The sequence below is a fragment of the Lactiplantibacillus plantarum genome (genome assembly GCF_014131735.1).
Classification (GTDB): domain Bacteria; phylum Bacillota; class Bacilli; order Lactobacillales; family Lactobacillaceae; genus Lactiplantibacillus; species Lactiplantibacillus plantarum.
Map to the genome: position 1 here is coordinate 3,152,418 of NZ_CP039121.1, position 13,054 is coordinate 3,165,471.

The 13,054-nt window shown below is 44.6% G+C and carries 13 protein-coding genes and 1 pseudogene; 9 read left to right on the top strand and 5 right to left on the bottom strand.

The features are described from left to right. Positions 1-168 precede the first annotated feature (168 nt). Genes E5260_RS14865 through E5260_RS14885 form a run of 5 tightly spaced genes read left to right on the top strand, consistent with a single transcriptional unit; the run spans position 169 to position 3,618 of the window. Positions 169-834: a Crp/Fnr family transcriptional regulator gene (locus E5260_RS14865; RefSeq protein ID WP_003641710.1), complete on the top strand. Its 666-nt coding sequence runs from the start codon at positions 169-171 to the stop codon at positions 832-834. A 14-nt stretch (positions 835-848) separates the two neighbouring features. Next, a complete protein-coding gene (gene cbiM / locus E5260_RS14870) occupies positions 849-1,835 on the top strand; it encodes a cobalt transporter CbiM (protein WP_003641709.1) in 987 nt (328 codons plus the stop codon). Continuing rightward, on the top strand, positions 1,810-2,631 hold the full coding sequence (locus tag E5260_RS14875; protein WP_003641708.1) for an energy-coupling factor transporter transmembrane component T: 822 nt from the start codon (positions 1,810-1,812) through the stop codon (positions 2,629-2,631). The genes cbiM and E5260_RS14875 overlap by 26 nt, the downstream gene beginning before the upstream one ends. 1 nt (position 2,632) lies before the next feature. After that, on the top strand, positions 2,633-3,364 hold the full coding sequence (locus E5260_RS14880) for an energy-coupling factor ABC transporter ATP-binding protein (protein WP_003641707.1): 732 nt from the start codon (positions 2,633-2,635) through the stop codon (positions 3,362-3,364). Between the two features lie 20 nt (positions 3,365-3,384). Beyond that, positions 3,385-3,618 (top strand): hypothetical protein, encoded by a 234-nt coding sequence (locus E5260_RS14885; protein ID WP_003641706.1) that lies wholly within the window; start codon positions 3,385-3,387, stop codon positions 3,616-3,618. A 67-nt stretch (positions 3,619-3,685) separates the two neighbouring features. Here the strand turns inward: E5260_RS14885 and E5260_RS14890 are convergent. The 3 genes and pseudogenes from E5260_RS14890 to E5260_RS14900 all read right to left on the bottom strand — a co-directional run bounded on the left by E5260_RS14890 (position 3,686) and on the right by E5260_RS14900 (position 5,467). Continuing rightward, positions 3,686-4,460: pseudogene (locus E5260_RS14890) on the bottom strand (aminoglycoside adenylyltransferase domain-containing protein). 27 nt (positions 4,461-4,487) lie between these two features. Then, the gene (locus E5260_RS14895; protein ID WP_003641704.1) at positions 4,488-4,613 is read right to left on the bottom strand and encodes a hypothetical protein; all 126 of its coding nucleotides are present in this window, start codon (positions 4,611-4,613) and stop codon (positions 4,488-4,490) included. A gap of 104 nt (positions 4,614-4,717) precedes the next feature. Further along, positions 4,718-5,467 (bottom strand): hypothetical protein, encoded by a 750-nt coding sequence (locus E5260_RS14900; protein ID WP_003641703.1) that lies wholly within the window; start codon positions 5,465-5,467, stop codon positions 4,718-4,720. Between the two features lie 668 nt (positions 5,468-6,135). Between E5260_RS14900 and E5260_RS14905 the strand changes: the two genes are divergently transcribed. Beyond that, a complete protein-coding gene (locus E5260_RS14905; RefSeq protein ID WP_003641702.1) occupies positions 6,136-7,779 on the top strand; it encodes a peptide ABC transporter substrate-binding protein in 1,644 nt (547 codons plus the stop codon). A 102-nt stretch (positions 7,780-7,881) separates the two neighbouring features. On the opposite strand, the gene E5260_RS14910 is transcribed toward E5260_RS14905, so the two are convergent. Further along, positions 7,882-8,316, bottom strand: coding sequence for a pyridoxamine 5'-phosphate oxidase (locus E5260_RS14910; protein WP_003641701.1), 435 nt, complete (start codon positions 8,314-8,316; stop codon positions 7,882-7,884). Positions 8,317-8,485: 169 nt separating this feature from the next. Here E5260_RS14910 and yaaA point away from each other — a divergent pair, with 169 nt between their 5' ends. Then, positions 8,486-9,232 (top strand): peroxide stress protein YaaA, encoded by a 747-nt coding sequence (yaaA, locus tag E5260_RS14915; protein ID WP_003641700.1) that lies wholly within the window; start codon positions 8,486-8,488, stop codon positions 9,230-9,232. Between the two features lie 181 nt (positions 9,233-9,413). On the opposite strand, the gene pepI is transcribed toward yaaA, so the two are convergent. Next, positions 9,414-10,277, bottom strand: coding sequence for a proline iminopeptidase (gene pepI / locus E5260_RS14920; RefSeq protein ID WP_003643651.1), 864 nt, complete (start codon positions 10,275-10,277; stop codon positions 9,414-9,416). A 1,025-nt stretch (positions 10,278-11,302) separates the two neighbouring features. Here pepI and E5260_RS14925 point away from each other — a divergent pair. Together E5260_RS14925 and E5260_RS14930 are read left to right on the top strand one after the other, a co-directional pair. Beyond that, on the top strand, positions 11,303-11,455 hold the full coding sequence (locus E5260_RS14925) for a hypothetical protein (protein ID WP_003646152.1): 153 nt from the start codon (positions 11,303-11,305) through the stop codon (positions 11,453-11,455). Positions 11,456-11,657: 202 nt separating this feature from the next. Further along, positions 11,658-12,992: an MATE family efflux transporter gene (locus E5260_RS14930; protein WP_003641696.1), complete on the top strand. Its 1,335-nt coding sequence runs from the start codon at positions 11,658-11,660 to the stop codon at positions 12,990-12,992. Positions 12,993-13,054 lie beyond the last annotated feature (62 nt).

The following is a 13,054-nucleotide window of genomic DNA, read 5'->3' on the forward strand; positions in this document are numbered from 1 at the left end:
ATTTTAAGTTTTCAAAAATAGTTAACAAATGTATACTTTAAATGCGATTGTCACAATCATGAAAACCGCTATGCTTAAGTAGCGTTATCGTCGTGATTACTGTTGAGAATCGCTATTTTTACTGACCTCAACCTTAAAAATTATTCACGAAAGAACTGAAAAACTAAGATGGTATTAACTGATATTGAATATTTACTAAGTTATTTGGAAGCCCATCACGTGCCGACAATCAAAAAAAAGCGGCATACTTACCTGACCTATCATGGTTTAGCCGAACACTATACGTACGTCTTAAAGGACGGCATCATCAAAAACAGCATTATTTTACAAGACGGTCGCGAATATAATTTATCTTATATTGCCAAGCCCGACGTGATCTCCCTGCTGCGTGATGAAGTTTCTCGTTCTACGGATCAACCGTTTAACGTCCGTATTGAGTCCGAATACGCCACTTTTTATCAGGTCAACCGGGTCGCTTTTTGGAAGTACGTCAACAGCACGCCTGAACTGCAAAACTACGTTAAAAATTATTACCGTAAAAAGTTGTCCGAAAACATTCTTCGACTGCAACGGATGGTCATGAACGGTAAAAAAGGGGCCATTTGTGCCTTTATCTATAGTCTTGTTGATTTGTTCGGACGAAAAGTTAACGAAGGGATTCTGATTGACTTTGTGGTCACCAATGACGACATTGCCGGTTTCTGTGGTATCAGCTCCCGGAGCAGTGTCAACCGGATGCTCAAGGAATTACGAACAGACGGCGTCATTACGGTCAAAAATCACAAATTTATTATTCAAGATGTTAGTTACCTCTTAGATCAAATTGCAAATTAGTGAGGTGCTCATCCGTGCATATTCCGGATAATTATTTAAGTCCCGCAACTTGCGGAACGTTGGTCACCGCGATGGCTCCCGTCTGGACCGTCGCCGTTTTAAAAGTTAAAGTTCAAATCAAAAAACATCATGAAACCCTGCCAATGCTCGGCATCGCCGCTTCATTGGCTTTTTTAATTATGATGTTCAACTTGCCGATTCCAGGTGGGACCACGGCTCACGCTGTCGGGGGAACCCTGTTAGCTGTCTTGATTGGCCCATGGGCGGCGTGTCTTGCGCTGACCGTGACGTTACTACTACAAGCCTTATTATTCGGTGATGGCGGTATCCTAGCCTTTGGCGCTAACGCGTTGAATATGGCGGTCATTATGCCGTTTGTCGGCTACGCCTGCTATCGCCTAGGTCAAAAATGGCACCATGAAAAGTTGGGGCTCGCAATTGGTGCTTACTTGGGCATTAATATGGCGGCGCTAGTTGCTGGTATCGAGCTCGGGTTACAACCCATACTGGCTCATACGGCAAGTGGTGCGCCGCTCTACTGCCCATACGGCCTCAACATTACGATACCCGCAATGTTGACGGCTCACTTATTAGTCGCCGGCTGGGTCGAAGTCGTCTTCACACTGCTTGTCTTTCAATTTGTAAAACGAGTCGCACCGACTAACCTCTATCAGACACCCACTCGGCGCAATCAGCGGCCGTGGATCGCACTGCTACTCGGATTAGCGGTGTTATCACCATTAGGCTTGTTGGCTAGCAATACGGCTTGGGGCGAATGGAGCCCCCAAGAATTACAGCAACGGCTAGCGCAACAACATATCAGTACTCACGCGCCTCAAGGAATGGTCCACGGGTTCCATTTTCAGGCCCTGTTCAGTGATTACGCCATCGCGGGCTTACCGGTCAGTGTGGGTTATATTTTATCGGCCATTACCGCTGTTTTGATTTTCTTACTTTTGATTCGAGGTCTTCAACATGAAACCGACACGTCCCAACACTGATATTCCAGCTTGGCTGCAAACTACGACCACCACGCCAACACCTGCTATTAAAGCGAAATTTTGGCAACGTAATCAGCGTCACCTACGCCAATTACTCAGTCGACTAGCACAGCCAGCGCCAGTCACGGCAACGTCTCATTGGCGCGTTGCACCGCAATTCAAATTAATTCAGCTCCTGTTGCTCGTCATTTTAATTGCTTTAAGTAATAATCTCATTCTGTTATGGGGCCTAGCACTATTAGTTGGGTGCCAATTATTATGGTTACCTCCACGCCAACTGCGCCGTTTTATGGGAAGCTGGCTAATCAGTGTTGGGATGGCCATGCTGTTCGTATTACCGAGCTACTGGTTAGCCGGTCCCACCACGCTATTATTCTTTGGCCTTAAAACCAGTCTAATGCTGGCAAACGCTCAATATTACCGTCTAACCACGCCGTTTCAAGATTTATTGGCTGGCTTGAAGGCACTCCATTGCCCTGATCTATTAATTATGACTTTGGCCATTGCCATCACGTACTTACGAATGCTCGGCCAACATCTATTGCTGACGATGGAAGCACTAGAATTGCGGACGGTCGCCCCAACGGCTCATCCATACCGTTTAATCGGCGCATTATTTGGTAATTTATATCTTAAAAGTTACACTTATGCGCTAGAACTATACGCTGCCATGGAAGCACGCGGGTTCAATGGTCATTACGCGCGCTCAACCGGGCGTCGTACCCATTGGCGCGATTATCTTGCCCTGAGCCCAGCGATTATTGTCTGGATATTATTTATTTTTTGGAGGCATTAACGTGGTATTGATTAAATTGGTGAATATTTGCTATGATTATCCTGATACGTGTGGCTTGAAGGACCTCAGCTTAACGGTCAACTCAGGCGACTTTGTCTGTCTAATGGGGCCCAATGGATCTGGTAAATCGACCCTTTTACGACTATTGAGTGGATTAGCTAGTCCAACTAGTGGCACTTATCAGTTTCACGATCAGCCGATTACGACCACTTATCTCGCTGATGCCCAAAATCGACAACAACTTCATCAGCGGATCGGCATGGTCTTTCAAAATACTGATGTTCAACTATTCAACACGTCGGTCACTGAGGAAGTCGCTTTCGGTCCCCGACAACTCGGTTTATCAGCAGCCATGGTTGCGCAACGCGTCGCCGACTGCTTACAATTAACGGACTGTGCTAACTTAGCAGACCGGGTCCCTTACCAACTTTCAGGTGGTGAAAAGAAGCGCGTGGCACTAGCCAGCGTTCTCGCCTTGAACCCTGAAATTTTATTGTTAGATGAACCGCTGAACGGCTTAACAATTGCCGCTCAGCAGCAAATGCTAACCCTACTGCAACGGCTACAAGCTGCCGGCAAAACTATCATCATGGCAAGCCATAACTACCAGCAAGTCCAAGCCGTTGGTGAACGTTTCATTATTTTTAACAGTACCCACCAAGTCAACGCTGACCTAACGCGCGCTGATCTTGATCAGCAACCCGCTTGGCAAGCGCAATTGATGACTTTATAATTAAGAGGAGTTGAGAAGAGATGCTTAATCCAAATACTGAGATCCATCGTGGTTGGAACCGGCGCGTTGTGACCGGTAAGACTTTAGCTGAATGTGATGAACGTTTAGTAAAGTATTTAAACGACCAAGATTATGGTTCTGGTGAATTCGTTGTTTTACACGAAAATGACGGTAGCAACGAAAACACTGGCTATGATTTACCTGATGGCGATAACTGCTACATTAGTTTCTTGATTTATAACAGCCGACTTTAAGTTGGTGGTGACAAAAATGCTTATTGGTGGATGATCGCCAGTAAGCATTTTTTGTTAAACTCACAAACTATTCTGATTTTAAGCCCAACTCGGCTAACATGATTCGTGCAAACGCCACTAAGTTTGGACGTGACCATCGTATAACCTGTTCGTCCTGTTGACCAGCATAGGCTGCTGACGCCTGCCTGATCAACGGATGCCACTGTGTTGGCAGCTGTCCCCCATTCACCCCCGGCCTGCTTAGAAATAATTAACTGATCTTGCTGGTAAGCGCGAACTCGACAAAGGTTTAATACCGTATACATTGGTAACTGAACGATCGCCGTTTCAGCATTCGCGATATCAGACTTGATACTGTCCCAGTAGGCCACCGCAGGAATGGGGCCAAAGACCGTTGTAATGGCTGGTCCAAGCAAGACTTGTCCCGCTGCTTGGAGAATTGTTAAGTGGGCAGCAAGATCAGGATCAGTACCGTGCATCGTCTTTAGGTAGGCCAGCGGTGCCTGTTGATAATGCTCATAATGGTATTTTGAAAAATGAAAATCGAATGGGCAAGGATGCGCAAAATGCTGAGTTGCACTAAGTAACAGCACGTGAAACTCCAATCCCTTGTGTGGCGCTAATGGCCACAATTGCGTTATGGTAGCTGTCATTAACTGCCGTTTTTCAGCTAATGTTAACGAACGCCGAACAACGATCAGATAGTCTAAATCGCTCACCTGTTCGTTATATGAGCCTAAAACATAGGATCCATGCAGGTAAATACCAACAAGGTTTGTTTTTAAAATTGCGGTGGTCGTTTGTTGAATGGCTTGTAATAACCGTGGTGTCGATGTCATCATCAAACCACTCCCCTCTAAGTCTTGAGCTTAGCGATAGCCACGAAGATGCTTAATCAACCACGCTTCATCGAAAAGCTTTTCCCAATCACGTTCGATAGAAATATTGCCAGTTTGTTTGATAAATGAGCGATGCTGATAAGTTTCTAATAACATATTTTCTCCCGTGAAGATGTGTTACGGTTCGTGCGTATCATATCATGCAACGCACTAAAGAAAATAACGGACTGCCAAGTGCCAGTTGTTTCACGTGAAACATCCTACTTCAAATAAACACGAGTCAGCGCTTCGCACAATTTTTCATTACACTCTTGAGCGTTATGAATGGTCTGCAAAACTTGCTGCTCGTCACCTTGTGGCTGTGTTAACACCACCCACACGTCAACGTTCGCTTGATGAACATCATCACTCAAATGTGTCGGCAAAGCCGTTGAACTTTGCGGTGTGGGTAGATTAATTTGTTGTAACGTTAAACCAAGTTGATCAATTGCCTTAATTAGCGCCGCCACTGGTGCTTGCATTGGTTCTGCCAACGTCTCACTTAACTGTCGAAAGCCACCGCTATCTCCTAGTGCCCAGTTGCCACTAAAGCCAACCGCGTCAATAGGGTCATCCGTCCGACGATAAGTCACATATCGAACTGGCATCGGTCCCTGAGCCAAGAGTCCGGGCATCGTTTCCAAGTTCGCATTGATCTCAGCTAAAGGTAATTCTCGGAAATCATGGCCGACTAGTTCGTAACGACCACCAACCAATTGATAATCAACTAGTCCCATCGCCTTAATCAGGCCAGCTTGCACTTTGAAACCATCGTAACTAACTTTTAACGCATCGAACACATCAATCGCTTGCGCGTCGGTTCGAAAACCAAAGTTTGGCCCCGCCCCTTCTGGATAAACGAGATTACATTGATACTGAAACGACATGCCGATTACACCTAAGTCTTGATTGGCCCGCTTCGCTTCATCACTAAATTCACCGAAATAACCGGCTACAACTCTAAAGCTCATGTTTAGCCCTCCTTAATCTTGTCACCGCAATATTGAATCCGTTTACATTATTGATGTCATTATAATTTTTATTCGCGCATAATGAAAGTAATTAATGCTTGCAGCCGTTATTAAAAACCACGCAATCAATGCCACTCGACACTATATTAATCCTCGGTTTATTTACGAACATCGTTTTCTGTTTGACTAAATTTATAGTTGAACAATATTTTCCCAGCTCTTGACAACTAATTTTCAAAAGCGGTATACTCACTTCAACAAAATATCGTCCTTATAAACCAATGAGGTGGAGATCAAGATTATCGTGCCCGCACAGAGAGTCATCGTTGCTGAGAGTATGGCCGAACGCAGGTAATTAAATGGACCACCGAGGGCTTTGCCGAAATTAACGTCAGTTGAGAGTACGGAAAGACGTGCGACATACGTCAGTTGTCAGGGAAATGTTAGTTTCCTATGGAGTAGGAGTGTACGCGTGATTTAATCACTAAATTGGCGAACACTCAATTAAGGTGGCACCGCGGTTATCAAACCGTCCTTAACACAGCATTGGCTGGATAAGGACGGTTTTTTTGACGATAAAAACGGGGTGAAATAAATGGTCACGAAACGATGGCAAAACTCATGGATCAAACTAACCAAATACAATTATACTTTTGGAGGATTTAATTATGAGTTTATCCGGAACACACAAATTAATTTTAACAATCGGCAGCGTGGTCATTATTGGCGGCATCGGCTTTACCGTCAACGCCCACTCACACCCAGCTACGACTAAACAATCACAAGTTATCAACCTATCAGCTGGCTCAGAAATTATGAGCTTAGATCCCGCTAAAATGACGGACAGCGTTTCTAATAGCCAAGTCACCCAAGTTGACGAGGGGCTCTATCGGCTGAACAGTCAGAGCCAACCCGTCAACGCTTTGGCTACTAAGACAACTGTTACCAATGGTGGTCATACCTATATCATTCAATTACGCCACGATGCGCGCTGGAGTAACGGTAACAGGGTGACCGCTCACGATTTTGTCTATTCATGGAGACGAACTCTTGATCCAAAAAGTAAATCTGAATTCACCTATGTCTTCACGAACATTAAAAATGCTGACGCCATTGCAGCCGGCAAGAAAAAGCCATCAACCCTTGGTGTCAAAGCTAATGGTGACTATCAATTAACAATCACGTTAAGCAAACCCGTCGCCTACTTTAAAAAGATTTTAGCTGTTTCGACCTTTTATCCGGTCAATCAACCTGCTGTTAACAAATACGGGAAGAAGTACGGGACTTCAGCCGCGACGACCGTCTACAACGGGCCATTTACGCTTACTGGCTGGACCGGGACTAATAATACGTGGACCTTAAAGAAAAATTCAGCTTATTACGATCACAAACTGGTGAAACTGCACCAAATCAATTATCAGGTTATTAAGTCCAATACGACTGCCTATAATTTATATCAATCTAATAAGTTAGATAGTGTGACACTTAATGGCGAGCAGAGTGTCCAGAATAAAAATAATCAAGAACTCAAAACACTTGCAGGTGGTCAAATCAGCTTTATTCAATACAATCACCATGACCATGTAGCAGCCAACCGTGAACTCCGCACCGCTTTATCCTTAGCAATCAACCGGTCGCAACTGACCAACAAAGTTCTAGAAAATGGTTCGCTTCCAGCCAAAAGCTTTGGTGTGCGCAATATGGCTAAGAATCCTAAAACTGGTACCGATTTTGTCAATGATGCGACCGTTGATGGTACTGTTAATTATAATCTCAACCAGGCTCGAGCCGCTTATCATAAAGCACAACAACAATTGGGCAAAAAATCGCTAACGTTAACGATTACTTGTGGTGATGATGACAACTCACATCAGGTCGCTGAATTCATCCAGGGACAATTGACCAGTCACCTCCCCGGACTAAAGGTAACAATCAAGGCAATGCCATTTACCGCAATGCTAGGTAAAGTGTCCAAGGGAGCCTTCCAGCTTAATTTAACTAGCTGGAGTATGGATTTTGCCGACCCTTCACAATCATTAACAATTTTGACTGGCGACAGCAACTCCAACATGGGCCACTATCAAAGCAAGGCTTACGACCAGGCAATGCAAGCCGCTGATGGTCCAGATGCTTTGAACGCGACCAAGCGCTATCAAGACTTAGTTCAAGCCGCTAAAACGGCGCTAACTGATCAGGCCGTGACCCCACTCTATGAAGGCCGTTCCCATCTGCTCGTTAAGTCGCACTTAAAGGGCGTCATCTATAATAATTTCAGCGGTGCCGCCAATTATCGGACCGCATATGTGAAGTAACACCTCATATGTTGCTCCTAAAATTACCCGACCAAAAAGCGTTTCAAGACCGTAGCTTAACCTAAGCCGGCCTTGAAACGCTTTTAGTATAGGAATCCAGTGTTAATTAAAAGTCAGTGTTTGCTTCTCGCCACCAACACCCGCGTCAACAAAAAGATCAGTTAGTTTTAATTCAAAAACAACGAGTGTCGATCCAATAGCATCCCAGACTTGTTGATAATTCGGAACTGTTTCTAAATATTGGGGTAGCAAGTCAGTCATCGTCTTAGTTGACCGTTGTAACTTAACGTGTTGGGCTCGTAGATATGGATTGCCCGCTGTTCCATCATTAGGAATCGTAATGAATGCAATATCCGGATTCTGGTCATAAACCTTCAAAGCGGGACTTGTCTTAACTGATGAGAAGTATAGCGTATCTGGTTGTGCTTCGTACCAGACAAAGTTAACAATTTTAACATCTGCTTCATTATTGACGGCCGTGCTGAGGGCAATCTTATTAGTTGATTGAACCACTTGTTTTAATAGTGAAATATCCATACCGACAAACTCCTTTTACTCAATTAGTATCATAATTTCATTATACCGCAATTGATAGTTTTAGGAACGTACGTTTGTCTAATGTGCTATCATATTTCTATAGCTTAGTTTTTGCTTTAAATGCTATCAACATTATTTATAAACTGAACGCTTCGAAAGTAGTGACCTTATGAAAATCATCATTGCACCTGCGAAAAAAATGATTATCGACCAAGATGCCTTTCCAGCCCTAACTGAACCAATCTATCTTGATCAGACGCAACAATTACTGGCTCAACTGCAACACCTCACCTATCCTGAGGCCAAGACCTTATGGCATTGCAGTGACAAACTAGCCCAACCTAATTATGATTGGCTTCAAAAAATTGACCTGACCCGCAATCTGACTCCCGCTATTCTCAGTTACAGCGGTATTCAGTACCGTTACATGGCCCCGGACGTCTTTACCCAACCAGCCCTTGACTATATTCAGGCAAACTTACGAATCTTGTCAGGTTTTTATGGCATTCTCCGACCGTTTGATGGTATCGTTCCTTATCGGTTAGAAATGCAAGCACGGTTGGCTGTTGGTCAAGCCAAGAACCTCTATGCGTTTTGGGGCGACCGCCTCTATCAGGCACTGACTCCGCGGCCAGAACCAATTATCAATCTTGCTTCTCAAGAATATGCTAAGACCATTGCACCTTATCTGGCTCCGCATCAATCAATGATTGATATTGTCTTTGCAAGCCTTATCGACGGCAAACTCAAGACTAAAGCCACATTAGCTAAGATGGCACGTGGGGCCATGGTCCGTTTTTTGGCTGAACATCAAATCGATGATGTGACGGCCATTCGCACATTTGACCATCCCGATTATCAATTTGACGAGAAGCGCTCGACGGCCAATCGATTCGTCTTTATCTATCAACATTAAACATCATCACAGCAATCACCAAAGCGCCCGCAGAAGGCTAACTTCCACAGGCGCTTTGGTCTACTTTAAACCTTTTAATAATCATTATAGTGACAGCCAAACAAAATCAGATCACGCCGATAAACTTCTCAATCTAGCTATTCAGCAAATTATTTCCCGGGAAATGATTACGCTCATTTCTCTAATCATGGGCTGCTAGCCAGTGACGCAATCGCGTCATATAGGTCGTGTTTTCATCGATAAACGCCATGTGACGGCTACGGGGAAATAACGTCCAAGTCGCATGAGGTAACTGGTCGACCATGGTCTTAGCGACTAATGGCGTACACAAATCATCCGTTCCACTGGTGACTAAAGTTGGCATCTGCAAATACTGTAATCGGTCGGTATACTCATAATCCGCCAACGTACCAGTCGGATTATATTCATTGGGACCCCACGCTACATTATAAGCCGTGGTCCCCACCCGTTTTGATCGCCGTAGGAATTCAGGATCATCAGCAGTAATCGGGCCCGACGCATGTTGCGTCATAAAATGTTGATTAGCAGTCAGGTAGGCAGCACCTGTGAAATCCTGTAACCGTTCTGCTGTCGCAATAGCCGACTGATCCGCTGGGGACATTAACCGAATCATCCGATGCTGTTCCTGAGCCCACAGTCGGGCTGAAGACAAGGTACTGGCTAAAATCAAACTTTTAATCCCCTGTGGTCGATAGTCACAACCATAAATAATAGCTAGCATACCACCCCAGGACTGCCCTAGTAAGTGAATCTCGGGTAAGTCTAAATACGTACGTAACGCCTGTAACTCTGCCACCCACGTTGCGGCTTGCCATAATTGATCGTCATCAGGTATCGATGAACGCCCACAGCCTAATTGATCATACATGACGATTGGTCGTCCCGTTTGAACGGCCAGGTCATCAAATCCTTCAAAGTAATTATGCGTTGATCCTGGACCACCATGTAGCAAAACTAACGGTGTCTTATTTGATTGCCGATCCCCTACGATTCGATAATACGTCTGATAACCATTAAATGGCATGTATCCTTCTTGCACGTCCAAAATATCACTCACTTTCGTTACTAATTTTTTACTTGTTACGCGTTATGCGTTATGCGTTATGCTAGCCGCTATTTAGCATTAGCCTTGATTAAAACGTGCCAAACAGATGGATTCCTGTTCGTCAGCAATGCGCGTCCGATTCCGACCTCCGGGGCTGGGTGACAATTGCTGGAACGTAAGCCGACGTCGATTAGAGCCCGTGCACAACCCGCCCAGTCTCAAATACGAGTCTTATTCTAAGCCGGAAGCAACCCACTTCCGACTAAGAATAATTTGGCTACTGAGCATTGTCACCCAGCTCCTCCAGTCGGTAAGCCGCTCGAATGGCTGATGAACAGCCACTTAACTTGGTACAATTGGTCGCTGACTATTTTGATGATGGAACCTTAAAAGAAACGTTAGGGTTACATTAACCACTTTGTTGAGACGTTCGATTATTACTATGGCGATTCCGAAATAGTGAGCTATCACAATGTCATTTTCTACCTGACAGCTGCTCGACAAAATTGCTGTTTATGAAGAACAATGATGAGTCCAACAAAAGTTAGGTCCCTTACTGTCTGCCATTCGAATACTGTCCCGACTGGAAGGCGTTTCTGACAATGCCCAGTGGTGAAATTTCACTTAGCAAGCGTCCTGTGCTTGGTTAGTGAAAGGCCAGTATTTGAGACGTGGGTTTTCGGCTCAAATCTGTGCCCACCACGTTCCGGCAATTGGCAGAAATGCCTGGAGGTCGGTGTAGGACGCGCACTCTAAGCAAGTTTACGCTAACTCGAACTGTTCCCAGCGAACCTAAGCTGGCTGCTTTTGAATTTAAAAAATGGCACGTTTTAATCATAATCGATGACAAATTAACTCGCACAATGCGTACTTATTCCATTCCAATACTAATGTCCACCTGAAAAAGTGAAAAACTTAATTCCATTCTAATACAACTCAAATGACAATGGTGATGTAAGCGCTACAATAGAAGTGCAGAAATAATCAGAAACGGGTGAATAATGATGGTATTAAGTATTATTACAGTATTAGGAATGGGATTAATTGCAGCCACTGGTGTGCACTTTATCAATGGCGCACAAGCGATGCACGCAGGAACGGTCGGCCATCATGTTGGTCAGATGCCGGCTAACCTTCACCAAATCGACTTACGTTAATCTCTTAAAAATTCACGTTAATTTTTAGCATTGCCGCTGAAACACTGGGCAATGCTTTTTTTGTCGTTCCTTTAGCTGACCGTCCTTATCAGTTTGGTGCATTGAGCAGCTTGACAGTCAAGCGTATCATTAACTTATATTATCTTTCTGTTCGTCTAGTCACGCTTCGACCGACCGTTCAGAGAAGGAGTGACTTATTTTTATGAATGATTTATTTGAGAAGGCCCCGATTCCCAAAGCGTATTTCCATTTAGCCTTTCCTGTGGTTCTTGGCATGGTTGCCAGCATGATTTATAACTTAGCAGATACATTTTTTGTTGCTCAAACTGGTAATGCTGATTTAGTTGCTGGTATTGCCCTCGGCAGTCCGCTATTTTCGTTTATGTTAGCAGTTGGTGATATTTTTGGCCTCGGTGGGAGTGCCGTTATTTCAAGAGTCCTTGGCCGTCATGATTATCACCAAAGTGCACGTATCAGTAGCTTTTGTTTTTACATTGCGATCGCGCTTAGCTTAGTACTGACAGCCTTATTATTACTATTCGAACAACCAATTTTAGGCTTGCTAGGTGCTACTGCAGCTACCCGTCCCTACATTGCGGACTTCTATCGTATATTGGTATTAGGATCAACCTTTATCATCGTTTCACTGGTTCCCGGTAACATTATCCGAACGGAGGGCCTGGCACAACTTTCCATGATTGCGACCATCAGTGGGACGGTTCTGACCATTATTCTCGATCCCTTATTCTTATTTGGCTTTCACTGGGGTGCTTCGGGCGTTGCTTTTGCCAACGTTTTGGGGTACGCGGTCAACACCAGTCTGTTAGTCTTTTTTATGCGCCGAGCCAAAACGCTTTCCTTAGCACCAAAGTTAGCCCATATCTCGCGACCGACCCTTAAAGCCGTTGTCGCAGTTGGAATCCCAGCCTCACTGACTAACCTAACCCAGAGTTTTGGCATGATGATCTTAAACAGCTACTTAGCCGCATACGGCGCCCAAGCCGTGGCGGCCATGGGAATCGTTCAAAAAGTTTACATGGTCGTTATGATGGTCATGGTCGGCTTTGCTTTTGGGGCCCAGCCTTTAGTTGGTTACACGTACGGTGCTAAAAATTGGCAAAGACTACGGGCAACGTTGCGCTTCGATTTAAAAGTCGAGGGTGGCTACGCAACCATTTGTGCGATTATTCTAATGATTTTTGCGCCTCAACTTATTAAACTATTTATGAATCAACCAGCCATTGTCACTATGGGTACACAGATGTTGCGAGCGATGTTGATTACGACACCATTAGTGGGTTTCATCCTCGTGTTCACGACCGTCTTTCAATCAGTCGGTGCGGGTTTGAGTGCCCTAGCCATGGCTCTTTCGCGGCAAGCAATCTTACTAGGTATCGCCATCGTTATTCTGGCACAGTTCTTTGGACTAACTGGTATTATTTGGGCTCAAGCGGTCGCTGATGTCTTAACGTGCTTACTTGGCTGGTTACTTTATCGGCACACCTTCAAAGATATTCAAGTGCCATCCTCAAATTAATAATAACGATATCATGTCGTTAGCTCACTGATAATCATTAAATGGCGCCATCCATTTCAAGT

What these genes read in the sequence shown, in the direction of transcription:
- E5260_RS14865 (WP_003641710.1), top strand. Translation starts at nt 169, where the DNA reads ATGGTATTAACTGATATTGAATATTTACTAAGTTATTTGGAAGCCCAT.
- E5260_RS14875 (WP_003641708.1), top strand. Translation starts at nt 1,810, where the DNA reads ATGAAACCGACACGTCCCAACACTGATATTCCAGCTTGGCTGCAAACT.
- E5260_RS14885 (WP_003641706.1), top strand. Translation starts at nt 3,385, where the DNA reads ATGCTTAATCCAAATACTGAGATCCATCGTGGTTGGAACCGGCGCGTT.
- E5260_RS14895 (WP_003641704.1), bottom strand. Translation starts at nt 4,613, where the DNA reads ATGTTATTAGAAACTTATCAGCATCGCTCATTTATCAAACAAACTGGC.
- E5260_RS14900 (WP_003641703.1), bottom strand. Translation starts at nt 5,467, where the DNA reads ATGAGCTTTAGAGTTGTAGCCGGTTATTTCGGTGAATTTAGTGATGAA.
- E5260_RS14905 (WP_003641702.1), top strand. Translation starts at nt 6,136, where the DNA reads ATGAGTTTATCCGGAACACACAAATTAATTTTAACAATCGGCAGCGTG.
- E5260_RS14910 (WP_003641701.1), bottom strand. Translation starts at nt 8,316, where the DNA reads ATGGATATTTCACTATTAAAACAAGTGGTTCAATCAACTAATAAGATT.
- yaaA (WP_003641700.1), top strand. Translation starts at nt 8,486, where the DNA reads ATGAAAATCATCATTGCACCTGCGAAAAAAATGATTATCGACCAAGAT.
- pepI (WP_003643651.1), bottom strand. Translation starts at nt 10,277, where the DNA reads ATGCCATTTAATGGTTATCAGACGTATTATCGAATCGTAGGGGATCGG.
- E5260_RS14925 (WP_003646152.1), top strand. Translation starts at nt 11,303, where the DNA reads ATGGTATTAAGTATTATTACAGTATTAGGAATGGGATTAATTGCAGCC.
- E5260_RS14930 (WP_003641696.1), top strand. Translation starts at nt 11,658, where the DNA reads ATGAATGATTTATTTGAGAAGGCCCCGATTCCCAAAGCGTATTTCCAT.